Source organism: Pseudomonas sp. GW456-12-10-14-LB2, assembly GCF_002884345.1.
GTDB classification, from domain to species: Bacteria; Pseudomonadota; Gammaproteobacteria; order Pseudomonadales; family Pseudomonadaceae; genus Aquipseudomonas; species Aquipseudomonas paraglycinae.
The window spans coordinates 24,401-47,998 of sequence record NZ_POHV01000043.1 but is presented as its reverse complement, the minus strand read 5'-3'; the positions used below and the strand labels follow the sequence as shown (position 1 = coordinate 47,998).

At 61.4% G+C, this 23,598-nt stretch carries 19 protein-coding genes; 13 read left to right on the top strand and 6 right to left on the bottom strand.

What is annotated here, in order from left to right; translation table 11 throughout:
* Nucleotides 1–34: 34 nt before the first annotated feature.
* Nucleotides 35–295: a hypothetical protein gene (locus C1X29_RS24495; RefSeq protein WP_102687490.1), complete on the top strand. Its 261-nt coding sequence runs from the start codon at nucleotides 35–37 to the stop codon at nucleotides 293–295.
* Between the two features lie 24 nt (nucleotides 296–319).
* On the opposite strand, the gene betT is transcribed toward C1X29_RS24495, so the two are convergent.
* Nucleotides 320–2,281, bottom strand: coding sequence for a choline transporter BetT (gene betT / locus C1X29_RS24490; protein ID WP_165369568.1), 1,962 nt, complete (start codon nucleotides 2,279–2,281; stop codon nucleotides 320–322).
* A 565-nt stretch (nucleotides 2,282–2,846) separates the two neighbouring features.
* Nucleotides 2,847–3,773: a serine O-acetyltransferase EpsC gene (epsC, locus tag C1X29_RS24480; protein ID WP_007952730.1), complete on the bottom strand. Its 927-nt coding sequence runs from the start codon at nucleotides 3,771–3,773 to the stop codon at nucleotides 2,847–2,849.
* Nucleotides 3,774–3,963: 190 nt separating this feature from the next.
* On the opposite strand from epsC, the gene C1X29_RS24475 reads away from it, so the two are divergent.
* The 12 genes from C1X29_RS24475 (at nucleotide 3,964) to C1X29_RS24420 (ending at nucleotide 16,018) form a co-directional block, all read left to right on the top strand.
* Complete coding sequence (locus C1X29_RS24475; RefSeq protein WP_102718564.1) at nucleotides 3,964–4,968, top strand: D-cysteine desulfhydrase; 1,005 nt, start codon at nucleotides 3,964–3,966, stop codon at nucleotides 4,966–4,968.
* Nucleotides 4,969–5,213: 245 nt separating this feature from the next.
* Entirely contained in the window at nucleotides 5,214–6,014 is an 801-nt protein-coding gene (gene tcyJ, locus C1X29_RS24470) for a cystine ABC transporter substrate-binding protein (protein WP_102718563.1), read from the top strand.
* The gene (gene tcyL / locus C1X29_RS24465; protein ID WP_085746331.1) at nucleotides 6,014–6,679 is read left to right on the top strand and encodes a cystine ABC transporter permease; all 666 of its coding nucleotides are present in this window, start codon (nucleotides 6,014–6,016) and stop codon (nucleotides 6,677–6,679) included. Before tcyJ ends, tcyL begins: the two co-directional genes overlap by 1 nt.
* Nucleotides 6,680–6,683: 4 nt before the next feature.
* Nucleotides 6,684–7,433: an L-cystine ABC transporter ATP-binding protein TcyN gene (gene tcyN, locus C1X29_RS24460; RefSeq protein WP_085746330.1), complete on the top strand. Its 750-nt coding sequence runs from the start codon at nucleotides 6,684–6,686 to the stop codon at nucleotides 7,431–7,433.
* A 457-nt stretch (nucleotides 7,434–7,890) separates the two neighbouring features.
* On the top strand, nucleotides 7,891–8,655 hold the full coding sequence (locus C1X29_RS24455) for a hypothetical protein (protein ID WP_102718562.1): 765 nt from the start codon (nucleotides 7,891–7,893) through the stop codon (nucleotides 8,653–8,655).
* A gap of 266 nt (nucleotides 8,656–8,921) precedes the next feature.
* Nucleotides 8,922–10,163: an SfnB family sulfur acquisition oxidoreductase gene (locus tag C1X29_RS24450; RefSeq protein ID WP_085746329.1), complete on the top strand. Its 1,242-nt coding sequence runs from the start codon at nucleotides 8,922–8,924 to the stop codon at nucleotides 10,161–10,163.
* 38 nt (nucleotides 10,164–10,201) lie between these two features.
* Nucleotides 10,202–11,395, top strand: a complete 1,194-nt coding sequence (locus C1X29_RS24445) for an SfnB family sulfur acquisition oxidoreductase (protein WP_102718561.1) — start codon at nucleotides 10,202–10,204, stop codon at nucleotides 11,393–11,395.
* A complete protein-coding gene (locus C1X29_RS24440) occupies nucleotides 11,395–12,759 on the top strand; it encodes an LLM class flavin-dependent oxidoreductase (RefSeq protein WP_102718560.1) in 1,365 nt (454 codons plus the stop codon). Before C1X29_RS24445 ends, C1X29_RS24440 begins: the two co-directional genes overlap by 1 nt.
* Nucleotides 12,760–12,772: 13 nt before the next feature.
* Nucleotides 12,773–13,582: a MetQ/NlpA family ABC transporter substrate-binding protein gene (locus C1X29_RS24435; RefSeq protein WP_007952748.1), complete on the top strand. Its 810-nt coding sequence runs from the start codon at nucleotides 12,773–12,775 to the stop codon at nucleotides 13,580–13,582.
* Nucleotides 13,583–13,584: 2 nt separating this feature from the next.
* Complete coding sequence (locus tag C1X29_RS24430; protein WP_102718559.1) at nucleotides 13,585–14,709, top strand: methionine ABC transporter ATP-binding protein; 1,125 nt, start codon at nucleotides 13,585–13,587, stop codon at nucleotides 14,707–14,709.
* Complete coding sequence (locus tag C1X29_RS24425; protein ID WP_102718558.1) at nucleotides 14,699–15,343, top strand: methionine ABC transporter permease; 645 nt, start codon at nucleotides 14,699–14,701, stop codon at nucleotides 15,341–15,343. The genes C1X29_RS24430 and C1X29_RS24425 overlap by 11 nt, the downstream gene beginning before the upstream one ends.
* A gap of 48 nt (nucleotides 15,344–15,391) precedes the next feature.
* Nucleotides 15,392–16,018, top strand: a complete 627-nt coding sequence (locus tag C1X29_RS24420) for a bifunctional 2-polyprenyl-6-hydroxyphenol methylase/3-demethylubiquinol 3-O-methyltransferase UbiG (protein WP_102718557.1) — start codon at nucleotides 15,392–15,394, stop codon at nucleotides 16,016–16,018.
* A gap of 3 nt (nucleotides 16,019–16,021) precedes the next feature.
* On the opposite strand, the gene C1X29_RS24415 is transcribed toward C1X29_RS24420, so the two are convergent.
* From C1X29_RS24415 to C1X29_RS24400, 4 genes are all read right to left on the bottom strand, one after another.
* Nucleotides 16,022–18,274, bottom strand: coding sequence for a glycoside hydrolase (locus C1X29_RS24415; protein ID WP_102718556.1), 2,253 nt, complete (start codon nucleotides 18,272–18,274; stop codon nucleotides 16,022–16,024).
* A gap of 90 nt (nucleotides 18,275–18,364) precedes the next feature.
* Complete coding sequence (locus C1X29_RS24410) at nucleotides 18,365–21,430, bottom strand: efflux RND transporter permease subunit (RefSeq protein ID WP_102718555.1); 3,066 nt, start codon at nucleotides 21,428–21,430, stop codon at nucleotides 18,365–18,367.
* Nucleotides 21,427–22,491: an efflux RND transporter periplasmic adaptor subunit gene (locus tag C1X29_RS24405; protein ID WP_102718554.1), complete on the bottom strand. Its 1,065-nt coding sequence runs from the start codon at nucleotides 22,489–22,491 to the stop codon at nucleotides 21,427–21,429. The genes C1X29_RS24410 and C1X29_RS24405 overlap by 4 nt, the downstream gene beginning before the upstream one ends.
* Nucleotides 22,488–23,591: an efflux RND transporter periplasmic adaptor subunit gene (locus C1X29_RS24400; RefSeq protein WP_085608591.1), complete on the bottom strand. Its 1,104-nt coding sequence runs from the start codon at nucleotides 23,589–23,591 to the stop codon at nucleotides 22,488–22,490. Before C1X29_RS24400 ends, C1X29_RS24405 begins: the two co-directional genes overlap by 4 nt.
* Nucleotides 23,592–23,598: the final 7 nt, after the last annotated feature.

The following is a 23,598-nucleotide window of genomic DNA, read 5'->3' as shown; positions in this document are numbered from 1 at the left end:
CCGATCAAACACCGCACATCCCGCAGGCACATCCATGCACACCGCAATCATCATCTTCTTCGGCCTGATCCTGCTGGCGCTGATGTTTTACATCGGCGAGCGCATCGGCTTCAGTCGGCAGACGCTGGCCTATGTGTTCGCGGCGTTGTGGCTGGCGTTGACGGTGATCAATGGTGCGGTCGGCGTGGTGCACGCCGGGCAGCCGCTGGGGACGGAGATTGCGATCGGCAGCGCCGTTTATGGCGTGCCGCTGGCGGCGATGGTGTTGTTCATGGTGCTGAGCGCCGAGACCTGAAAGCGTCCCGGCGCCCTGCTCCGATCAACGCACCAGATGCAGGAACTGCATGTGCCGTTCGTACTGGTCGAGGATGTCGTTGATGATCTGCTCTTTCGTGTAACCAACCAGATCGTAGTCCTGACTGCCCTCGCTCAAGTGCACTTCGGCGCGGTAGTAGCGGCGATTGTTGAGCTGCTTGGAGCCCATGCCACCACGGGCGAACGACGGCGTGAAGTAGCCGCGCATCTGCACCTGGTAGATGAACGGGTGCTGTTCACCGTGACCGATTTCCAGGCTGACGCTGTCGTGAGCCGGATCCGGTTGGGTGACCACGTTCAGGCCTTTCTCGGCGAACACGGCAGTCACTTCTTCGATGGCCGGCTTCACCGTGGTGTCCATGAAGCGGTACACCTCGTCGCGCGACGGGAAGTGCACGGCCTGGCTCAGACGCTGACGCCAGCCGCCCTTGCCCCGCCGTGAACCGGACACCGGCGCCAGCGAATGCAGTTGCGCGATCTGCTTCTGCGACTCCAGGTAGAACGCCTTGTGCAGGCCCCACATCATCAGCAGCAGAATCAGCGAGAACGGCAAGGAGGTGAGCACTACCGCCGACTTCAGCGCATCGATGCTGCCGGAGAACAGCAGCGCGCTGGTGATCAGCGCGGTCATCGCGCCCCAGAACACCCGCAGCCATTTCGGGCCGTCTTCATCCGGGTTACCGCCCTTGGCCGACAGGGTCGAGAGCACCACGGTGCCGGAGTCGGCGGAGGTGACGAAGAACACGAAGCTGATGAACACCGTTACCGCGATGACAGTCTTGCTCCACGGGTAGGTTTCCAGCAGCAGGTAAAGAGTCATCGACGGGTTGTCGAGGGCCGACATGCCCAGCGCCGACATACCGTGATTGAGCACCTGGTCGATGGCGCTGTTGCCGAAGATCGACATCCACGCCAGGGTGAAACCGAGCGGAATCAGCAACACGCCGAAGACGAATTCGCGGATGGTCCGACCACGGGAAATCCGTGCGATGAACAGGCCCACGAACGGCGACCACGCGATCCACCAGGCCCAGTAGAACACCGTCCAGCCGCCGAGCCAGTCGCTCGGTTTGTCGTAGGCGTAGAGGTCGAAACTCTTCATCGGCAACGCGCCGAGGTAGTCGCCCAGATTCTGGATCAGGGTGTTGAGCAAATGCTGGGTAGGGCCGGCGAACAACACGAACAGCAGCAGCGCACAGGCCAGCAGCATGTTGATGTCGGACATGACCCGCACGCCTTTATCCACACCCGAGACGGCGACGATGATCGCCGCGCCCATCATCAGCGTGATCAGGCCGACCTGAATCCACTGGGTGTGGGCGATGCCGAACAGATAGTCCAGACCGGAGTTGAGATGGAGCACGCCGAAGCCCATGTCCGCACCGAGGCCGAACACCGTGGCGATGATGCCGAAGCCGTCCACGGCGTAGCCGATGGGGCCGTTGATGCGCTTGCCGATCAGCGGGTACAGCGCCGAGCGCAGCGCCAGCGGCAGGTTATGCCGGTAGGCGAAATACGCCAGAGCCATGCCGACGAAGGCGAACACGCCCCAGCCGTGCAGGCCCCAGTGCAGAAACAGAATCTGCATCGCCTGACGCGCCGCCTCCGGGGTGCCGGCCTCGCCTTGCGGCGGCTGGAGCATGTGGGTCAACGGTTCGGACACGCAGAAGAAAAACAGCGTGATGCTGATCCCGGCGGCGAACAGCATGCCGGCCCAGGACAGGTAACTGAATTCGGGTTCGTCGTGGTCGGCACCGAGCTTGATCTTGCCGTAGCCCGATAACGCGGTGACCACCACGAAGACCAGATACAGGGTCATCGCGAGCATGTAGTACCAGCCGACCGTGTTGGCCGCCCAGTTTTGCGCTTCGAGAAGCCAGGCGCCGGCCTGTTCCGGCATGGCGATGACCGTCAGGCCAAACAGCAGGATCACCGTCGCGGCGAACCAGAACACCGGCGGATTCATGCGCACCAGACCGCTGGCGGGGGTGGACGATGCACTCATGAACGGTGCACCTCAAGGGGTTGGAAAATGGCTGAAATGATCGGACTCAGCAAAGGCAAGCCTCCTGTTGTGAGCGGGCAGCGAACCGCCGATTTAACTTGAATGAACGTTCAAGTTAAACATGGATAGTACGCTCAGGACTAATCGCAGGGCTCAGCGGTACCTTTCGTACGCTAGCTCAAGGTTGGGTATGACGGGGGTTTGGGCGGATTCGTTCAGTGGAAAAATCAAAGTCAAAAGCGCCCTCACCCTAACCCTCTCCCGGAGGGAGAGGGGACTGACTGGGGGATGCTTAAGAATTTCACCGACCTGATCTTGCTGTACCGAATCCATAATCGACTGTTTTTTTTCCTCTCCTCAGGGAAAAGGGACTGATTGGGGGATATTCAAGAGATACGCCGACGTGAAAGTGCTTCGCTGAATCCATAATCGACTCGGTGTTTCAGGTCGATGTACAGCGCCAGACACCTCGGTCGGCTCCCTCTCCCTCCGGGAGAGGGCTGGGGTGAGGGTGGCTTTTGATGTTTTACTTCTGCGTCCCGTCATCATGCTGCAGATTGGCCTGGGTCAGGTTGCACCCGGCCGGCACGCTGCGGGTCAGCCACACATTGCCGCCGATGGTCGAGCCTTTGCCGATGGTGATCCGCCCGAGAATCGTCGCCCCGGCGTAAATCACCACGTCGTCCTCGACGATCGGATGGCGTGGATGGCCTTTCTGCAACTGGCCGTCCTCGTCCGCCGGGAAGCGTTTGGCGCCGAGGGTTACCGCCTGATAAATCCTGACGCGCTCGCCGATGATCGCGGTCTCGCCGATCACCACACCCGTCCCGTGGTCGATGAAGAAACTGCGGCCGATCTGCGCGCCCGGGTGAATATCGATGCCGGTCGCCGAGTGGGCGATTTCCGAACTGATCCGCGCCAGCAACGGCAGGCCCGCGCGATACAAATGGTGAGCCAGACGATGGTGAATCACCGCCAGAATCCCCGGATAGCACAGCAGCACTTCATCGACGCTGCGCGCCGCCGGATCGCCGTGATACGCCGCCAGCACATCGGTGTCGAGCAGGCTGCGCAGGCCCGGCAATGCGAGGGCGAAATCCTGGATGATCCTGATCGCCTGTGCCTCGACTTCAGTGTCGGCCTGGGCACTGTGACGGGCGACGTAACGCAACTCGAGCCGTGCCTGGGCCAGCAACGCATTCAGCGCGACATCGAGGGTATGACCGACGTAAAAATCCTCGCTCTCTTCACGCAGATCCACCGGCCCCAGCCGCATCGGAAACAGTGCGCCGCACAGGGCTTCAAGGATCTGCGCCATCGCATCGCGGGACGGCAACTCGCGCCCGCCCTGCTCGCCGGAAGCACGGCCATTTTGTGCCCGCCACTGATCCCGCGCAGTACGCAGCTGGCTGACGATGGTCTGCAATTGCCAATGGCTGGAACGCTCGCTCACGGTAAAGACTCCTCACGGGCGGCCGGACTGTCTGGCCGCGTCAACGGCGACTACTTTACGGCAAGCCCACCGGGGCGAATTAAGAACCGATAGTGCTGGCTTAAGCACATTTGGCTATAAGCGATTGGCGGTTGCCCCGGTAAATCGGCGTGCCTATAGTCCTGACATCTCCTTGCATCAGTACGGAACCATGTCCACACAACCGATCAAACAACAGCTGGACCGCTTTAACCGCCTCGACCTGCTCGGCCAACCGACCCCACTGGAAAAACTCGAGCGCCTGTCCACCTGGCTCGGCCGCGATGTCTACATCAAGCGTGATGACCTGACGCCGCTGGCCATGGGCGGCAACAAGCTGCGCAAGCTCGAATACCTCGCCGCCGATGCCCTCGCCCAAGGCGCGGACACCTTGATCACCGCCGGCGCACTGCAATCGAACCACGTTCGCCAGACCGCCGCGCTGGCCGCCAAACTGGGCCTGGGTTGCGTAGCGCTGCTGGAAAATCCACTGGGCACCGACGACAGCAACTACACCGGCAACGGCAACCGCCTGCTGCTGGACCTGTTCGACACCAAGGTCGAGCTGGTCGACAACCTCGACAACGCCGACGAACAACTGGCCGCCCTCGCCGTGCGCCTGCGCAGCAACGGCAAGAAGCCGTATCTGGTACCGATCGGTGGCTCCAACTCCCTCGGCGCGCTGGGTTATGTGCGCGCCGGTCTGGAGCTGGCGGAGCAGATCAAGGACACCGGCCTGCAATTTTCCGCCGTGGTCCTGGCCTCGGGCAGCGCCGGCACTCACAGCGGTCTGGCGTTGGCGTTGAGTGAAGCCCTGCCACAACTGCCGGTGATCGGCGTGACGGTGTCGCGCAGCGAAGAAGATCAGCGCCCGAAAGTCCAGGGCCTGGCCGAACGCACCGCCGACCTGCTGGGCGTGGCGCTGCCGGACAGTTTCAAGGTCGAGTTGTGGGACGAATACTTCGGCCCGCGCTACGGCGAGCCGAACGCCGGGACACTGGCGGCGGTGAAACTGCTGGCCAGCCAGGACGCCGTGCTGCTCGATCCGGTCTACACCGGCAAGGCCATGGCCGGGTTGCTCGACGGCATCGGCCGCGGGCGTTTCGACGACGGCCCGATCATTTTCCTGCACACCGGCGGCGCCCCGGCGTTGTTCGCGTACAAGGATTTTCTCTGACGCGCTCGTTCCCACGCGCTGCGTGGGAATGCATCCCGAAATACGAAAAACACATATTCCACACAAGAATAACAAATGGAAAATTCATTATTTTCCATTCTAAAAGAACCGTCATATAGTCTCGCCGCAGGCGAATTTCGCGAGAGACGCATAAGCTGCTTTAAGGCAGGATAGCGCTGTCGTCCAATTCCCGGATTCGCCAACTTTCCTTAAGCGTCTTCCATAAGAAAACACAGGGGCTTGTCATGATTTTTTCCGCACTACGTCGAAATCTGCTGGTAGGTTCGCTGGGCCTGGCACTGAGCGCCGGTCTGCTGGGGCAGGCGGTTGCCGGTGAGCAACTGCAACAGATCAAGGACAAAGGCGTTATCAACGTCGGCCTGGAAGGCACTTACCCACCGTTCAGCTTCGTCGATGCCGACGGCAAGCTGTCGGGTTTCGAAGTCGAGCTGTCCGAAGCCCTGGCCAAGAAGCTGGGCGTGAAGGCCAAGATTCAGCCGACCAAATGGGACGGCATCCTCGCAGCCCTGGAATCCAAGCGTCTGGACGTTGTGGTCAACCAAGTGACCATCTCCGACGAGCGCAAGAAGAAGTATGACTTCTCCGAGCCCTACACCATCTCCGGGATTCAGGCGCTGGTGCTGAAGGACAAGGAAGCTGCGCTGAACATCAAGTCCGCCGCTGACCTGTCCGGCAAGAAAGTCGGCGTAGGCTTGGGCACCAACTACGAACAATGGGTCCGCGCCAACGTGCCGGGGGCCGACGTGCGCACCTACGACGATGATCCGACCAAGTTCGCCGACCTGAACAACGGCCGTACCGACGCGATCCTGATCGACCGTCTGGCTGCACTGGAATACGCCAAGAAAGCGCCGAAAACCGTCGCCGCCGGTGAAGCCTTCTCGCGTCAGGAAGCCGGTATCGCCCTGCGCAAAGGCGAGCCTGAACTGCTGGCCGCCGTGAACAAGGCCCTCGACGAACTGCGTGCCGACGGCACCCTTGAGAAGCTGTCCAAGAAATACTTCAACGCTGACGTCACCCAATAATGGAAGAAGCTTTCCAACTCGCTCTGGACTCCGCGCCCTTCCTGTTGAAGGGCGCGTACTACACGGTAATCCTCAGCCTGGGCGGCATGTTCTTCGGCCTGCTGCTGGGCTTTGGCCTGGCGTTGATGCGCCTGTCGCGCTTCAAGTCGGTCAGCTGGCTGGCCCGCATCTACGTGTCGTTCTTTCGCGGCACGCCGTTGCTGGTCCAGCTGTTCGTGATCTATTACGGCTTGCCGCAAATGGGTCTGGAACTCGACCCGCTGCCGGCGGCGCTGATCGGCTTCTCGCTGAACATGGCCGCCTACGCCTGTGAAATCCTGCGGTCCGCGATCGGTTCGATCGAACGCGGCCAGTGGGAAGCCGCTGCGAGCATCGGCATGACCCGCGCGCAGACCCTGCGCCGGGCCATCCTGCCGCAGGCCATGCGCACGGCCTTGCCGCCGCTGGGCAACAGCTTCATTTCGCTGGTCAAGGACACCGCACTGGCCGCCACCATTCAGGTGCCGGAGCTGTTCCGTCAGGCACAGCTGATTACCGCCCGGACTTTCGAAGTCTTCACCATGTATCTTGCCGCCGCGCTGATCTACTGGATTCTGGCCACGGTGCTGTCGCACTTCCAGAACAAGTTGGAAGAGCGGGTCAATCGGCACGACCAGGAGTCCTGACCCCATGATTGTCGTGGAAAAACTGACAAAGCAGTTCAAGGGTCAAGTCGTGCTCAACGGCATTGATCTGGAGGTGAAGGAAGGTGAGGTCGTGGCAATCATCGGCCCCAGCGGCTCGGGCAAGACCACGTTTCTGCGCTGCCTGAACTTCCTCGAACAACCCACCAGCGGCCGGATCAAGGTTGGCGAGATCGAGATCGATACCAGCCGCCCGCTGAACCAGCAGCAGAGCCTGGTGCGCAACCTGCGCCAGCACGTGGGCTTCGTGTTCCAGAACTTCAACCTGTTCCCGCACCGCACCGCTCTGGAAAACGTCATCGAAGGCCCGATCGTGGTCAAGAAGACGCCCCGCGATGCAGCCATTGCCCTGGGCAAGAAGCTGCTGGCCAAGGTCGGCCTGGCGGGCAAGGAAGACGCCTACCCACGGCGCCTGTCCGGTGGCCAGCAACAGCGCGTGGCGATTGCCCGGGCGCTGGCGATGGAGCCGGAAGTGATCCTGTTCGACGAGCCGACCTCGGCCCTCGATCCGGAACTGGTAGGTGAAGTGCTGGCAACCATCCGCGGCCTCGCCGAGGAGAAACGCACCATGGTCATCGTCACCCACGAAATGGCGTTCGCCCGTGATGTGGCCAACCGCGTGGTGTTTTTCGATAAAGGCGTGATCGTCGAACAAGGTGAAGCGAAAGCGTTGTTTGCCAATCCGCAAGAAGAACGCACTCGACAGTTCCTCAGCAAGTTCAGAAACAACGGCTGACCTGCAAACTTCCCCGAATACAAACTTCCATGGACGGAAGTTTCGCTTACACCCTCCCAAATAAAAACTTAATCAAGTGACTGCATTACATATATATGTCCTGCAACAGGTCTCCCCGCGATTAAAGTTCGTCCCCTCCAAATTTCCAGCTGTACAAACCGACCGACGGCAGAGCAATAAAATCCGGCAAAAGCTGTGGCCCGATTCGCTATGGAGAATAGGTAGAGTGCCTTATCCGCGTAGGAAGCTTCTGATAAATCCGTAATTCTTCAATTAAATAATCCTGTCCGTTGACATGCCATTCGGCGAACTTTTATCTAGTCACTCATCGCAACCCGCTACATCAACAAGACCCAATAACGACTGGCCGAAAGATCCTGTTTTTATTACCAGGCAATTCTGGCCTTTTGAACTTTCAGAAACGGATTTCGCTGCAAGGCTTCAAGGAGAGGATTTCATGACCCGCACTTCGCACATCCCCGAACTGGCCGCGCCGAGCCTGGCGCCATCCCAAAACCACGGCATCAACCTCGCAGCAGCGGCTCATCTGCTGGTCGATGTGCCGCCCTACCCGGACATGGACATCGGCGATCTGATCGAACTGTTCTGGAACAACTGCTATGTCGCCTCTCAAGTGCTGACAGCGCAGGACGTCGCCACCCCCGTCAGTCTGCGTGTGCCGGAGAGCTTTATCGCCAGCGGTCCGTCTCGCATCCACTACCGGGTCATGCGGGTGGGTCACGGACCATCGTTGTCGGCAGCGGCGCGGGTCACGGTCAAACTCGACTGCCCAGGTGGACAGCCTCCAGCGCTGTGTGGCGACGAAAACCAGCAACTCGCCCCCGTGACCCTGCCCGACACCATTCGTCGTCAAGGCGTCAACGCGAACCAGATCAAACGCGGCGTACCGCTGACCATCGAGCCCTATCTGAACATGGCCGAAGGCGACGCCATCACCCTGCGCTGGGGCGATGTACGGATGGATCTGGCGCGCATCACCACGGCCGATATCGACAAGCCGATTCAGGTCTGGGTGCCGCCGGCGATCATCACCGAGGCCGGCGAGGACCTGCGGCTGGACGTGACCTACTGCATCCTCGACCGGGTCGGCAACAACTCGCGCTGGGCGCCGCCGCGAACACTGAAGATCGGTTGTGTGAATCCCTACCTCAAGGTGCCGCTCAAGGAAACGCTGAAGGCCGCAGAGCACCGAAAAAAATGACACACCTCGCTCGGCGAGAGGCGTCCTCCCTCGCCGCCGCGAACTTGACCAGACGGATCACGCCCCCTTCTATACATATTCCTAAAAGTTAGTTTATTTAAATTTTATACGCGCTTAGGGTATATGAACCGGACCACCGGACATTCTTTCGTTCGCCGCACTTTTGCGGCGTTTTTCATGAGATGTGAGGTAGGTAACATGGTCCGGAACACAATCACCCCAGTGCAGATCGCCAGGGCATTGCGTGCAGCCAAGGAGCGGCACTGATGTCCAGTCTGGCAGACGCAAACGTCCAGAGTGACCTGGACATCGCCCCATTGTTGTTGCCCGCGCAAGTGCTGCGCAATGACGCTCAAGCCATCAAGGCCGCCCATGAGCTGGCGCAGGTCGCCCGCGTGCAGGCCGCCAAACGTGACCGTCAGCGCAAGCTGCCGTGGTCGGAAATCGAACAGTTCACCCGCAGCGGCCTCGGCAGCATCGCGATTCCGCGCGAGTACGGCGGCCCGCAGGTTTCCTTCGTGACCCTGGCCGAAGTGTTCGCGATCATTTCCGCGGCCGACCCGGCACTGGGACAGATCCCGCAGAACCAGTTCGGCATCATCAACCTGATCCTCGGCAGCGCCACCGAACAGCAGAAAAAACAGCTGTTGCAGAGCGTGCTCGAAGGCTGGCGCATCGGTAATGCCGGGCCTGAACGCGGCACCAAGGACACCCTGGAACTGAAAGCGCGCATTACCGCCGACGGAGATGACTACGTAATCAACGGCCAGAAGTTCTATTCCACCGGCGCCCTGTTCGCCCACTGGGTGGCGGTCAAGGCGCTCAACGATGACGGCAAGCAAGTGCTGGCCTTCGTCCGTCGCGGCACACCGGGGTTGCGCATCGTCGATGACTGGTCGGGTTTCGGCCAGCGCACCACCGCCAGTGGCACGATCCTGTTGAACAACGTGCGGGTCGATGCCGGCCTCGTGGTGGACAACTGGAAAATCAACGAAAAGCCCAACACCCAAGGCGCGGTGTCGCAGCTGATTCAAGCGGCGATCGACGCCGGGATCGCCCGTGGCGCCATTGATGACGCCATCGAGTTCGTCAAGACTCGCGCCCGGCCGTGGATCGACGCCAACGTCGAGCGCGCCAGCGACGATCTCTACGTGATCGCCGACATCGGTAAGCTGAAAATCGAACTGCACGCTGCCGAAGCGCTGTTGCGCAAGGCCGGGCAGGTGCTGGATCAGGTGCACGCCGCGCCACTGACCGCCGAGTCCGCCGCCCGCGCCTCGATTGCCGTGGCCGAAGCCAAGGTGCTGACCACTGAGATCTCGCTGCTGGCCAGCGAAAAACTCTTCGAACTGGCCGGCAGCCGCGCGACCCTCGCCGAATTCAACCTCGACCGTCACTGGCGCAACGCCCGGGTGCACACCCTGCACGACCCGGTGCGCTGGAAGTACCACGCGGTCGGCGCCTATCGCCTCAACGGCAAGTTGCCGGCTCGCCATTCCTGGATCTGACGACCCGAACACTTTTGACCAGATCTCTGGAGAAACACATGACTCTTTCCCATCCCGTCGCGCTCATCACCAGCGACGAGCAAGCCCTGATCGTCGCCAGCGACCTAGCCGAAGATTTCCAGCGTGACAGCAACCTGCGCGACCGCGAACGCCGCCTGCCGCTGCCGGAGCTCGACGTGTTTTCCCGCTCCGGCCTGTGGGGCATCAGCGTGCCCAAGGAGTACGGCGGCGCCGGCGTATCCAACGTGACCCTGGCCAAAGTCATCGCCCTGATCGCCCGGGCCGATGGCTCGCTGGGGCAGATTCCACAGAACCATTTCTATGCCCTGGAAGTGCTTCGGGTGAACGGCAGCCACGAGCAGAAACAACGGCTGTACGCCGAAGTCCTCGCCGGTCAGCGCTTCGGCAACGCCTTGGCAGAGCTGGGCACCAAGACCGCCCACGACCGGGTCACCCGCCTCGAACGTGACGGCAGCGGTTATCGCATCAACGGTCGCAAGTTCTATGCGACCGGTGCGATTTACGCCCAACGCATTCCAACGTCGGTAGTCGATGAACACGGCGTGCAGCAACTGGCCTTCGTCCCCCGCGACAGCAAAGGCCTGACCGTGATCGACGACTGGAGCGGCTTCGGCCAGCGCACCACCGGCAGCGGTTCGGTGGTGTTCGAAGACGTGTATGTCGCCGCCGAAGATGTCATCCCGTTCCAGAGCGCTTTCGAGCGCCCGACCCCGGTCGGCCCGCTGGCGCAGATCCTTCACGCCGCCATCGACACCGGCATCGCCCGCGCTGCCTACGAAGATGCGCTGCACTTCGTGCGCAGCAAGACCCGGCCATGGATCGATTCGGGCAACGACAAGGCCACCGAAGACCCGCTGACCCTCAAGAGCTTCGGCCACCTGAGCATTCGCCTGCACGCCACCGAAGCCCTGCTCGAACGCGCCGGCGAATTCCTCGATGCGGCCCAGACCGAGACCAACGCCGAGACGGTTGCAGCGGCTTCGATTGCCGTCGCCGAAGCACGGGCGATCAGCACCGAAATCTCCCTGGCCGCCGGCAGCACCCTGTTCGAACTGGCCGGGAGCCAGGCCACCCTGATCGAGCACGGCCTCGACCGTCACTGGCGCAACGCCCGGGTGCACACCCTGCACGACCCGGTGCGCTGGAAGTATCACGCGGTGGGCAATTACTACCTCAACGATGCAAACCCGCCGCTGCGAGGGACCATCTGATGAGCAAGAAAAAGATCCTGCTCAATGCGTTCAACATGAACTGCATCGGCCACATCAACCACGGGTTGTGGACCCATCCCCGCGACACCTCAACCCAGTACAAGACAATCGAATACTGGACCGAACTGGCGCAGTTGCTGGAGCGCGGGCTGTTCGACGGGTTGTTCATCGCCGACATCGTCGGCGTGTACGACGTCTACCAGAACTCGGTGGACGTCACCCTGAAAGAGTCGATCCAGCTGCCGGTCAACGATCCGTTGTTGCTGGTATCGGCGATGTCCGCGGTGACCAAAAACCTCGGTTTCGGCCTGACCGCCAACCTCACCTACGAGCCGCCATATTTGTTCGCCCGACGCATGTCGACCCTCGATCACCTGAGCCGTGGACGGGTGGGCTGGAACATCGTCACCGGTTACCTGGACAGCGCCGCCAAGGCCATGGGCCTCAGTGAACAGGTCGAGCACGACCGCCGTTACGACCAGGCCGACGAGTACCTCGAAGTGCTCTACAAACTCTGGGAAGGCAGCTGGGAAAACGGCGCGGTGCTCAACGATCCACAGCAGCGGATCTACGCGCAGCCAGACAAGGTGCACAAGGTCGAGCACAAGGGCGAGTTCTATCAGGTCGAGGGTTATCACCTGTGCGAACCGTCACCGCAGCGTACGCCGGTGCTGTTCCAGGCCGGCAGTTCGGATCGCGGTCTGCTGTTCGCCGGACGCCATGCCGAGTGCGTGTTCATCAGCGGCCAGAACAAGCCGTCGACCAAGGTGCAGGTGGACAAGGTTCGGGCCAGCGCCGTCGAAGCCGGGCGCAATCCCGAGGACATCAAGGTGTTCATGGGCCTCAACGTGATCGTCGGCGAGACCGAAGAAGCGGCCTGGGCCAAGCACGCCGAATACCTGAGCTACGCCAGCGCCGAAGCGGGCGTGGCGCATTTTTCGGCGTCCACCGGGATCGATTTTTCCCAGTACGAAATCGACGAACCGATCCAGTACGTGAAGAGCAACGCGATCCAGTCCGCCACCAAGAATCTGCAGAGCAACGACTGGACCCGGCGCAAGTTGCTCGACCAGCACGCCCTCGGCGGACGCTACATCACCGTGGTCGGCTCGCCGCAACAAGTGGCGGATGAACTGGAATCGTGGATCGCCGAAACCGGCCTCGACGGTTTCAACCTGACCCGCATCGTCACCCCGGAAAGCTATGTGGATTTCATCGATCTGGTGATTCCGGAGCTGCAACGACGCGGTTCGTACAAGACCGCATACGACAGCGGCAGCCTGCGGGAAAAACTGTTTCACGGCGAAGCGCATTTGCCGCAGCAACACACCGGCGCCCACTACCGACACTCCTCCTCGCACTGACTGGAAAACCACCATGACCAAGAAGCTCCTGTCCCACCCAGTCAAAGCACTGGCCCTGGCCTTCGGCCTGTTCAGCTCGGCGGTGTTCGCCGCCGATGCTCCGTTGAAAATCGGCACCACCGCCGCCTTCGCGATTCCGCTGGAAGCGGCCGTCGAAGAGGCCTCCAAACAAGGCCTGAAAGTCGAGCTGGTGGAATTCACCGACTGGATCGCGCCGAACGTCAGCCTCGCCGCCGGTGACATCGACGTGAACTACTTCCAGCACATCCCGTTCCTGGAAAATGCCAAGGCCGCCTCCGGTTTCGACCTGGTGCCATTCGCCCCGGGGATCATCAACAACGTCGGCCTGTACTCGAAGAAATACAAAAGCTTCGACGAGCTGCCGGAAGGCGCCAGCGTCGCCATTGCCAACGACCCGATCAACAGCGGACGCGGTCTGCAACTGCTGGCCAAGGCCGGTCTGATCACCCTCAAACCGGGCGTCGGCTACAAGGCCACCGAAGACGATATCGTCGCCAACCCGAAGAAGATCAAGATCCTGCAAGTCGAAGCCGTGCAACTGGTGCGCGCCTACGATGACGCCGATCTGGTCCAGGGCTACCCGGCCTACATCCGTCTGGCGAAGACCTTCGATGCGGGCTCCGCGTTGCTGTTCGACGGCCTCGACCACAAGGAATACGTGATTCAGTTCGTGATCCAGCCGAAGAGCAAAACCGACCCGCGCCTGATCAAGTTCGTCGACATTTACCAACATTCGCCAGCCGTACGCGCTGCGCTGGATAAGGCTCACGGCAAGCTGTACCAGGCCGGTTGGGAAAGCTGAGGATGACCGCGGCCATCCAACGGCGACTGGATCTTCCAGAGCCACCCGCGCTTGCGGAGCGCACCGAACTGCATCCGGAACTGAACCGCGCTCATGTGCGTTTCGTCGGGCTCGGCAAAACCTACGACGGCAAACAAGGCCCGGTCGCTGCCCTGCAAGGCATCGACCTGGCGATCCAGCGCGGTGAAGTGTTCGGCATCATCGGCCGCAGCGGCGCCGGCAAGTCGTCGCTGATTCGCACCATCAACCGCCTCGAACAACCGACCTCGGGCCGGGTGCTGATCGATCAGGTGGACATCGGCGAATACGACGAGGACCGCCTCGTCGCCCTGCGCCGGCGGATCGGCATGATCTTCCAGCACTTCAACCTGATGTCGGCGAAAACGGTGTGGCAGAACGTCGAACTGCCACTGAAAGTCGCTGGCGTCCCGAAGGAACAACGGGAGAACAAGGTTCGCGAACTGCTGGAACTGGTGGGCCTGCAAGCCAAGCACAAGGCGTATCCGGCGCAGCTGTCCGGCGGGCAGAAACAGCGGGTCGGCATCGCCCGCGCGCTGGTGCATGACCCGGATATTTTGCTGTGTGACGAAGCCACTTCGGCCCTCGATCCGGAAACCACCCAGTCGATCCTCGGCCTGCTGCGCGAGATCAACAAACGCCTGGGCCTGACCATCGTGCTGATCACCCACGAGATGGCGGTGATCCGGGAAATCTGCGACCGCGTCGTCGTGCTCGAACATGGCCGCATCGTCGAGCAAGGCCCGGTGTGGGAAGTGTTCGGCAATCCACAGCACGAGGTCAGCCAGACCCTTCTCGCACCGTTGCAACACGCTTTGCCCGAGGAGCTGCAAAGCCGTTTGCAGGCGCAACCGTCGTCGTCCGATGCGTCAGTTGTGCTGCGTTTGCAGTTCACCGGCAGCCAGCAGGATGAGCCGGATCTGGCCGCGCTGTTCGCCGCGCTCGGTGGGCGGGTGAAATTGCTCCAGGGTGGCGTGGAACGGATTCAGGGCCACGCGCTCGGGCAACTGCTGCTGGCGGTAGCGGGCTCAAAGCTGAACGCCGAGGAATTGCGCCAGCGTGCCAGCCAGTGGGCACAACGCACGGAGGTGCTGGGTTATGTGGTTTGATCGCTTGCTGCAGGGTTTTATCGACACGTTTCTGATGGTCGGCGTGTCGTCGCTGATCGCATTGCTCGCCGGGATTCCGATGGCGGTGATTCTGGTCACCAGCGACAAGGGCGGCATCTACGAAGCACCGGTGCTCAATCGCGCGTTGGGTGCATTCGTGAACCTGTTTCGTTCGATCCCGTTCCTGATTCTGATGGTCGCCCTGATTCCGTTCACCCGTTTGATCGTCGGCACCACCTACGGCGTGTGGGCAGCCGTCGTGCCCTTGACCATCGCGGCCACGCCGTTCTTTGCGCGGATCGCCGAAGTGAGCCTGCGTGAAGTCGACTACGGCCTGATCGAAGCCGCGCAGGCCATGGGCTGCCGGCGCTGGCACATCGTCTGGCATGTGCTGTTGCCCGAGGCGCTGCCGGGGATCGTCGGCGGTTTCACCATCACCCTGGTGACGATGATCAACTCCTCGGCCATGGCCGGAGCGATCGGCGCCGGCGGTCTGGGCGACATTGCCTATCGCTACGGCTATCAGCGCTTCGACAGCCAGATCATGCTGACGGTGATCGTGTTGCTGGTGGCGCTGGTGGCAGTGATTCAGCTGGGCGGTGATCGCCTGGCGCGAGGGTTGAACAAGCGCTGAATGGCATGGCGTATAGTCGGCAGATTCCTTTGCCAGCGCAGCCCGACCATGAAGCAGACCCCCACCGATCTGGAGCAGATCACCTCCACCACCCTCGGCCACTACAACGCGGTGGCCGAAGATTTTCGTGAAGGCACCCGCGATCACGATGTCAGCCAGAACATCGACGCCCTGTTGCGGCACATCCAGGCTGAGGCGCCGTTTTCCATCCTCGATTTCGGCTGCGGGCCGGGGCGCGATTTGCAGACATTCACCCGGATGGGCCACGTCGCCGTCGGCCTCGACGGCGCGGAGAAGTTCGCGCAGATGGCTCGGGAAGACAGTGGCTGTGAAGTGTGGTGCCAGGACTTTCTGAAGCTGGATCTGCCGGCAGAACGTTTCGACGGGATCTTCGCCAATGCGGTGCTGTTTCATGTGCCGTTGCAGGAATTGCCCCGGGTCTTGAAACAGCTGCACGAGACATTGAAACCGGGCGGCGTGCTGTTCAGTTCCAATCCGCGCGGGGATAACCGTGAGGGCTGGAACGGGCCGCGTTATGGCTCGTATCACGACCTGCAAGCGTGGCGCGGATTGTTGACCGCTGCCGGGTTCGTCGAGCTGGAGCACTATTACCGGCCGGCGGGGCTGCCGCGTGAGCAGCAGCCCTGGCTGGCGAGTGTCTGGCGCAAGACCTGAGACTCAGGGCCCCGTCTCAACCTGAAAGTAAGCTGGCGCTTGCTCGGGCGAGCGCACAGTGATGCTCCGTGCGGGCAATGTCAGCCCCTGCACCTCACGCGCCTGCACATCAAAATTGGCCAGCAATCGCGTGCCGTCTTCAAAGGATGTCTGCTGAACCAGCCGGTCCGCACTCAACCATTCGAAACCGGTGAGCGCCTGAGTTGCCAGACGTTCATGCAAAGGCCGGAAGAACGCATCCTGACGGGCAATCTGCGGCAATCGCTGCGCAAACGTATCGACACTGAGGTGATACAGCGGCGCGACGTTGTAGAGAAGCTGAGCGAGCTCGTTGTCCGCCCGAACGTTGGTCAATTTCAGGCTATCGAACAGCCAATGGTGGGACGTGATCACCGAGCCATGAAAAACCGCTTGGTACAGCGGCAAACGGCTGGCCGGATCAAAGTGAATACGCCGCAACGACTCTTTGATCGGCACAGGTTTGAAGAAAACCTCTGGCTGCTCCGGCGGATACCACTTGCCTGCAAAATACCTGGACTTGGTGTTCTTGCTCATTTCGACGTCACCCCAACCGATCACTGGCGTCTGCATGCCATGGGCGAACAGCACGCCTTGCGCGGTCGTTGCGTTGCCATCTTCTGAACCGGTGGGCAGTTTCAATACTTCATTGATCCAGCGTGATGCGCCGATGTTGCCTTCGGCATTTTGTGCCTGGGTCATCGTTGCTCCGGGACGGTAGCTGTCGAACAGCATGCCGGTGGCATAGGCATCGAGAAACCAGCTGTTGAAACCGGCGGCGTCGCGAATCGCTTCGACGCGCTGCTCAAGCAGCGGTCGCACGCAACGGGGGTCGGTGTAATGCCCCGATTGCTGGAAACCGCTTTTCAACGTTCCGTCGCCCTTCACGATTGCGCACTCGAGATTCGCCTTGTCCCCCAGATGTGCAGTGGTCCAATCAGGGTTCTCGCTGCGGCTCAGCGCCGTCTCATAGGAATCGTACGGCGCGATCAGATAACCCGCCGCCACGCCGGCCTTGATCGTCTCGGGGTGCCAGAGGCCACCCTCCCAGCCTTCACCCAGTCCCAACCACAAACGGGACAGCCCGGCGTTCTGTAATTGCTTGATCGTATCCAGTGACAAGGTGCTGCCCCAGCGTTCGGGTTCGGGCATCAGCGCCTCACCGAGGTCGGCTGCCACTTGTGCGCGTACATCAGCGTAACCTCTGACCAGAGCCTGCATGTCCGGCACGGCCCGGGCCTGCCAGGTCTTGCGCGCCAGGGTATTCAGGGCGTGGTTGAGACCGCGCAACAGCACTTTTTTCTGATAACCGTTCAACTCCCCACCAATGGCAAGGATCTGCAACGCCTCACGATCCATTCCCGCTTTCAGCCCACTGGCCAGCGAGCCACCACCGCGCAAGGTGTCAAGCAGCACGGGCCAACTGCGCACATCTTTGGCCCCCAGCAGATCGTTGCCCCAAAGGTACAGATGATTGGCACCCAGCAGCCGCTTCGCCTGAGGCGTTTTCTCGAATTTGCTGCTCAGCGTTTCATAGCGACCGTTATCGATCAGCCATTGCCGGTAGCGTTTGGCACCAGCCAACGGGTCGTCCGCCGCGAGGAACAGCGTGAACGTCAATGGTGCGGACGGATCGAGTGAGGTGAAGCGATGCCGGGCGGAAAGTGCCAAAGCCTCGCCTTGGGCACTGAACAACAGCCGATTGTTGAAGGGATTGGTCATCAGCCAATGCAGGCTGAATCCGTCATGCTCAACACCCCACAGCGGCAGGCTCAGATCCTGAGTGGTATTGAATTCGCCCTGACTCAAAAGGAATGCCTGCCACACCGGATCGCCACGCGGCACATAGTGCCCCTCGGCCAGGGGCCAGATCAGTCCCTTGCCCATCACGCTGGCGGGCTGACGAAGAAATTCCAGTTCCGCGGGTTCACGCGCGGTGATCGAGAAGGACAGATCATGTTGATCCAGGCTCGCGCTTAGGGTCCAGGCCCCGTCATCCCATTGCCAATCGATGCGATCACCACGCCTGATCAAGTGGCTGACCTTATGTGCGGCAACGCCCGCCGAGACCTGCACCGTCGCATCGTTTGCAGGCGTGACACGGACAGCCAGCGTTGCCGGATCGAGTTGCACGTGCCACAACGAGTTTTCCAATAATGTGTCGGCACAGGACAGGGACGACAGGCATAAACCGGCAATCAGCAATAGCGCGCGCAGCCAGCAGGTAACGGTAAGCATCAGACGTCCCTTCTCATAAAGGAGGAGGGACGTTAACCGAATACGCCGACGCTGTAAGTCAGGCCTTTCGCAAATATGTAACAGGCGTACTCACTGTGCCGATGGCGAAGCGTCCTTCTTCGGCTCGCGAATCTTGTACCAGGCCACGTACAGCGCTGGCAGAAACAGCAGCGTCAGCAGGGTCGCAATCACGATCCCGCCGATCATCGCGTAGGCCATCGGCCCCCAGAACACTTCCCGGGCAATCGGGATCATGCCCATGCTCGCCGCGGCGGCGGTCAGCAGGATCGGGCGACGGCGGTGTTCGGTGGCTTCCACCACCGCATCCCACGGCGCGTAGCCTTTGCGCTCGAACTCGTCGATCTGGGTCACGAGGATCACCGAGTTGCGGATGATGATGCCGATCAGCGCCAGGATCCCGAGGATTGCCACGAAGCCCATCGGCGTACCGGTCGGCACCAGCGCCAGCACCACGCCGATCAGCCCCAGCGGCGCGACACTGGCCACCAGGAACAGCTTCTGCACGCTGTGCAGCTGGATCATCAGAAACGTCGCCATCAAAAACAGCATCAACGGCAGTACTTTCGCAATCGGCCCTTGGGCCTTGCCGCTCTCTTCGACCGTACCGCCAGTGGCGACCTTGTAGCCAACGGGCAGTTTGTCGGCGAACGCGTCGATGGACGGCCTCAACAGTTTCACCAGATCGGTCGGCTGAATCTCGTCACGCACCGACGCCTTGATGGTGATGGTCGGCAGGCGATCACGACGCCACACCAGCGGCTGCTCCAGCTCATAACGAACCGTGGCGAAGGCCAGCAGCGGAATCGACGTGCCGTTGGGCGTGACGATCTGCAGGTTCTGCAGGGTTTCCGGCGTACCGCGTTCCGAACTCACTGCGCGACCGACCACATTGATCAGGTAGATGTCGTCGTTGACCTGGGTCAGCGGCGCGCCACTGACGATGCTGTTCATCAGGTTCGCCACGTCCTCGGACGACAGCCCGAGCTGGCGCGCCTTGTCCTGGGCGATGTCGATTCGCAGGACCTTGCCCGGCTCGTTCCAGTCGTAAATGATCTCGCCGATGTGCTCGTTCTTGTCCAGTTCAGTCGCCAGGTCGATGGCGTGCTTGCGCACCTGGTCGATGTCCTTGCCGCTGATCCGGTACTGGATCGGACGCCCCACCGGCGGACCCATTTCCAGCGCCTGCACGTAACTGCCGATGCCGACGAAGTCCTTGTGCAGCCGTTCGCGCAGGCGCTGGCTCAGGGCCTCGCGGGCTTCGAAGTCTTTGCTGACGATCACCAGTTGCGCGTAGTACGGGTTCTGCAATTGTTGGTCGAGTGGCAGGTAGAAACGGATCGCACCCTGACCGATGTAGGTGCTCCAGCGCACGATGTCCGCGTCGCCCTTGAGCGTGGCCTCGAGCTTGTCGACGGCCTTGCGGGTCTCGTCGATCGAGGCGTTTTGCGGCAGGTTGAGGTCGACCAGAATTTCCGGTCGATCCGAGGACGGGAAGAACTGATTCTGCACAAACCGCATGCAGAACACCGCCAGCACAAACAACAGCACGGTGATGCCGATGGCCCACCAGCGATTGCGCATGCACCACAGCAAACCGCCGTTGAATGCACGGCCAACGCGCCCCGGTTCAGCCTCATGGGATTTCACGTTGGTGCTCAGAATATGCACCCCGATCACCGGGGCGAAAAAAACCGCCACAATCCACGAGACGATCATTGCCACGGCAATCACCGCGAACAGCGTGTAGGTGTACTCGCCGGCAGAACTGGCGTTGAGCCCGATGGGGACGAAACCGGCGACCGTCACCAGCGTACCGGTGAGCATCGGGAACGCGGTCGAGGTGTAGGCGAATGTCGCGGCCTCTTCCTTGCTCTCGCCCATTTCCAGGCGCGTGACCATCATCTCCACGGTGATCATCGCGTCGTCCACCAACAGGCCGAGGGCAATGATCAGAGCACCGAGGGAAATCCGCTGCATGGTGATGCCGCTGTACTCCATGAACACAAACACCATCGCCAGCACCAGCGGGATCGAGCACGCCACCACCAGCCCGGCGCGCACGCCGAGGCTGATGAAGCTGACCACCAGCACGATCACCACTGCTTCGAACAACGCGCTGGTGAAGCCGCCAACGGCTTCCTCCACCACCACGGCCTGATCGGACACTGTGTGCACACCCACGCCAACCGGCAGATCCGCCGTCAGTTCATCGATGCGCTTGTGCAGGGCCTTGCCAAACTCCTGGACGTTGCCGCCCTTCTGCATGGCAATCGCCAGCCCGATCGCCGGTTTGCCGTCGAAACGGAATTCCGGCGTGGCCGGATCGGTGTAACCGCGAGTGATGTCGGCGACGTCTGCCAGGCGATAGAAGCGGTCGTTGAGCTTGAGATTGACCTCGGCCAGGTCTTTCTCCGAAGCGAACTGCCCCGAAGTCCGCACGGAAATCCGCTCCGGGCCGGCCTCGATGACACCGGCCGGGGTCACGGCGTTCTGCGATTGCAGGCTCTGCACCACCTGGCGCTGATCAATGCCCAGCGCCGCGAGTTTGCGGGTGGAGAAGTTCAGGTAAATCACTTCGTCCTGCTGGCCGATCATTTCGATCTTGCCCAGCCCCGGCACATTGCGGATCTCGGCCCGCGCCTGTTCCACATAATCGCGCAACTGGCGCATGGTCAGGCCGTCGGCGGTGAAGGCGTACACCGAGCCGAACACATCACCGAATTCGTCGTTGAATCCCGGCCCCTGAATACCTTGAGGAAACTGCCCGCGAATGTCGTCGATCTTCTTGCGCACCTGGTACCAGATTTCCGGAATGTCCTTGGCGCTGGTGGTGTCGCGCAGGTACACGTATACCGTCGATTCGCCGGGGCGCGTGTAGCTTTTCACGTAGTCGAGGGAATCGAGTTCTTCGAGCTTTTTCTCGATGCGGTCGGTGACCTGCTTGAGGGTTTCTTCCTGGGTCGCGCCCGGCCATTTGGTCTGGATCACCATGGTCTTGATGGTGAACGACGGGTCTTCCTCGCGCCCCAGATTGAAGTAGGAGAACACCCCCATGAGCAATGCGACGAACATCAGATACCAGACGAAAGACTGATGCTTGAGGGCCCATTCGGAGAGATTGAAAGAGCCTTTCATTGACTGTCCTCGTCAAGTTTCACGGATTGTCCGGGTTTGAGACTGTTGACGCCGGCGCTGACCACACGCTCGCCGTTCTTCACGCCCCCCGCAAGTACAACGCTGCTATCGGTGCGGCTGATCACGCTGACGTCGCGCGGGTTGACGGTTTTGCTCTGGGTGTCGATGACCCAGATCCGCGCTTTTCCGTCGACCTCCTGCAACGCGGTGACGGGCAATTCGATACGTGGCTTGATCGCCGAGCTGAGGGTGACGCTGATCGCGGTGCCGAGGCGAAAGCCGTCGGGCGTATTGGCCAGGGTCAACCGTGCGCGGCGGGTGCGCGTCGCACTTTGTGCCTGGGGTTCGATCTCGCGCAGGGTGGCCGTGGAGTTGATGCTCGGGTCGAGCTGCCCGGCCACCAGAAACACCACGTCAGGAGGTATCTCATCGACCAGGGTGTCCGGCAGATCGATCACGGCTTCCTTGATGTCCGGTTGCGCCAGGGTCACCACCTGCTGGCCCGCCGTCACCACCTGCCCGGCCTCGGCGTTCCACGCGGTGACCACCGCCTTGTGGTCGGAGCGTAGCTGGGTGTAATCGAGTTGATCCTTGCTCTGGTTGACCGCCGCGCGCGCCTGATCCAGCGAAGCCTGGGTGGTTTTCAGGTCCGTCATGGCAATGTCCAGTTGCGCCTGCGCGCCGACACCACGGTCGAACAGCGCTTGCTGACGGCGGGCATTGGCCTGGGCGTTGATCAGCTGTGCCTGAACCCTGGCCAGGTCGCCCTGGGCCGAACGCAACTGGTTCTGCTGGTCGGTCGGATCGAGGGTGGCGAGCAGCGTGCCCTTCTGCACCTCGGTACCGACATCGACGTTACGGCTGGCAATGCGCCCGCCGACACGAAAACCGGTGTTGCTTTCATAGCGTGCCTGAATGCTGCCGGCGAAACGCCCGAGGTTTTCCTCGCTCATCGCTTCGACCTTGACCGACAACACCGGCCGTACCGGCTCCGGCGGTGGCTCGCTTTTCGAGCAGGCGGCGAGCAACACGCCAATGGATAACAGCCACAGACGCTTCATGGCTGTGCTCCCGGTTGCAGATCCTTGTAGGTGTTTTCGGCAATTTCGACCTTCATGCCCGGATGCAGCAACTGCCCACCCGCGACAATGACTTTTTCCCCGCCCTTGAGGCCCTCGCTGATGATGACCTTGCCGATCAGATAGCGGCTGACGGTGACGTTGTGCAACTGCGCTTCGCCTTTATCGTCGACCATCCACACGGCCGGATCGCTGACGTTCTTGGTCAGCGCCGACCAGGGCAATTCAACGGCCGACTTGCCGGTGCCCTTGGCCGTGGCGCTCACCACCGAGCCCAGTTGCATTCCCTGCGGCAGGCTGTCGAGGCTGACCTTGACCTGCACCGTGCCGGATTGCGCGGACACCGCCGGGGTGATTTCGCGCACGGTGCCGGTGGTCTTGATGGCGGGGTTGTCGAGCAGGCTGACGACGATCGAACGCTCCGCTGGCCGCTCCGCCAGCAGGGATTCGTAAACGTTGAACACGGCGTCGCGGTCGCCGTCCCGGGCCAGGCTGAAAATCGGTGCAGTGGCCTGAACCACCTGGCCGACTTCGGCCTGACGCTCGGTGATGACGCCGGGTGCATCGGCGATCAGCGAGGTGTAGCTCAATTGATCCTTGGCATTGGCCAACTGCGCCTGGGCTGCACTCAAGGCACTCTGGCTGCTGCGCAAGGCGGCCTGCGCCGAATCGTATTCGCTCTGGCTGGTGTAGCCCTTGGGCAACAGTTTCTGTTGGCGGACGAACGCGGCGGCGCTCTGTTTGACCCGCGCCTGCTCGGCCACTACCTGGGCCTGGGCGGAATCGACGTTGGTCTGCAAATCCTTCGGATCGAGCTTGGCCAGCACTTGTTTGGCCGAGACGCGGTCACCGACATCGACCATGCGCTGGATGATCTTGCCGCCGACCCGGAACGACAGTTCGGTCTGCACCCGTGCCTGAACATCGCCGGTGAGGGTCACGGCGGCGGCGTAATTGGCGGGGTTCACCTCCTGCACGAAGACCCGGGGCAGGTATTCCGCAGGGGCCTTTTTCTCGCCGCAGGCGCTCAATAAAGCGAACAGACTCAGCATGACCGCTGTTTTCAATCCGGGACTCGCCATGCAGACT

Bases quoted from the DNA above. Each gene is read 5' to 3' on its own strand.
- C1X29_RS24445 (WP_102718561.1), top strand. From the start codon at position 10,202: ATGACTCTTTCCCATCCCGTCGCGCTCATCACCAGCGACGAGCAAGCC.
- C1X29_RS24450 (WP_085746329.1), top strand. From the start codon at position 8,922: ATGTCCAGTCTGGCAGACGCAAACGTCCAGAGTGACCTGGACATCGCC.
- C1X29_RS24400 (WP_085608591.1), bottom strand. From the start codon at position 23,591: ATGGCGAGTCCCGGATTGAAAACAGCGGTCATGCTGAGTCTGTTCGCT.
- betT (WP_165369568.1), bottom strand. From the start codon at position 2,281: ATGAATCCGCCGGTGTTCTGGTTCGCCGCGACGGTGATCCTGCTGTTT.
- C1X29_RS24425 (WP_102718558.1), top strand. From the start codon at position 14,699: ATGTGGTTTGATCGCTTGCTGCAGGGTTTTATCGACACGTTTCTGATG.
- C1X29_RS24475 (WP_102718564.1), top strand. From the start codon at position 3,964: ATGTCCACACAACCGATCAAACAACAGCTGGACCGCTTTAACCGCCTC.
- tcyL (WP_085746331.1), top strand. From the start codon at position 6,014: ATGGAAGAAGCTTTCCAACTCGCTCTGGACTCCGCGCCCTTCCTGTTG.
- C1X29_RS24405 (WP_102718554.1), bottom strand. From the start codon at position 22,491: ATGAAGCGTCTGTGGCTGTTATCCATTGGCGTGTTGCTCGCCGCCTGC.
- tcyJ (WP_102718563.1), top strand. From the start codon at position 5,214: ATGATTTTTTCCGCACTACGTCGAAATCTGCTGGTAGGTTCGCTGGGC.
- tcyN (WP_085746330.1), top strand. From the start codon at position 6,684: ATGATTGTCGTGGAAAAACTGACAAAGCAGTTCAAGGGTCAAGTCGTG.
- C1X29_RS24410 (WP_102718555.1), bottom strand. From the start codon at position 21,430: ATGAAAGGCTCTTTCAATCTCTCCGAATGGGCCCTCAAGCATCAGTCT.
- C1X29_RS24420 (WP_102718557.1), top strand. From the start codon at position 15,392: ATGAAGCAGACCCCCACCGATCTGGAGCAGATCACCTCCACCACCCTC.
- C1X29_RS24435 (WP_007952748.1), top strand. From the start codon at position 12,773: ATGACCAAGAAGCTCCTGTCCCACCCAGTCAAAGCACTGGCCCTGGCC.
- C1X29_RS24455 (WP_102718562.1), top strand. From the start codon at position 7,891: ATGACCCGCACTTCGCACATCCCCGAACTGGCCGCGCCGAGCCTGGCG.
- C1X29_RS24415 (WP_102718556.1), bottom strand. From the start codon at position 18,274: ATGCTTACCGTTACCTGCTGGCTGCGCGCGCTATTGCTGATTGCCGGT.
- C1X29_RS24440 (WP_102718560.1), top strand. From the start codon at position 11,395: ATGAGCAAGAAAAAGATCCTGCTCAATGCGTTCAACATGAACTGCATC.
- C1X29_RS24430 (WP_102718559.1), top strand. From the start codon at position 13,585: ATGACCGCGGCCATCCAACGGCGACTGGATCTTCCAGAGCCACCCGCG.
- C1X29_RS24495 (WP_102687490.1), top strand. From the start codon at position 35: ATGCACACCGCAATCATCATCTTCTTCGGCCTGATCCTGCTGGCGCTG.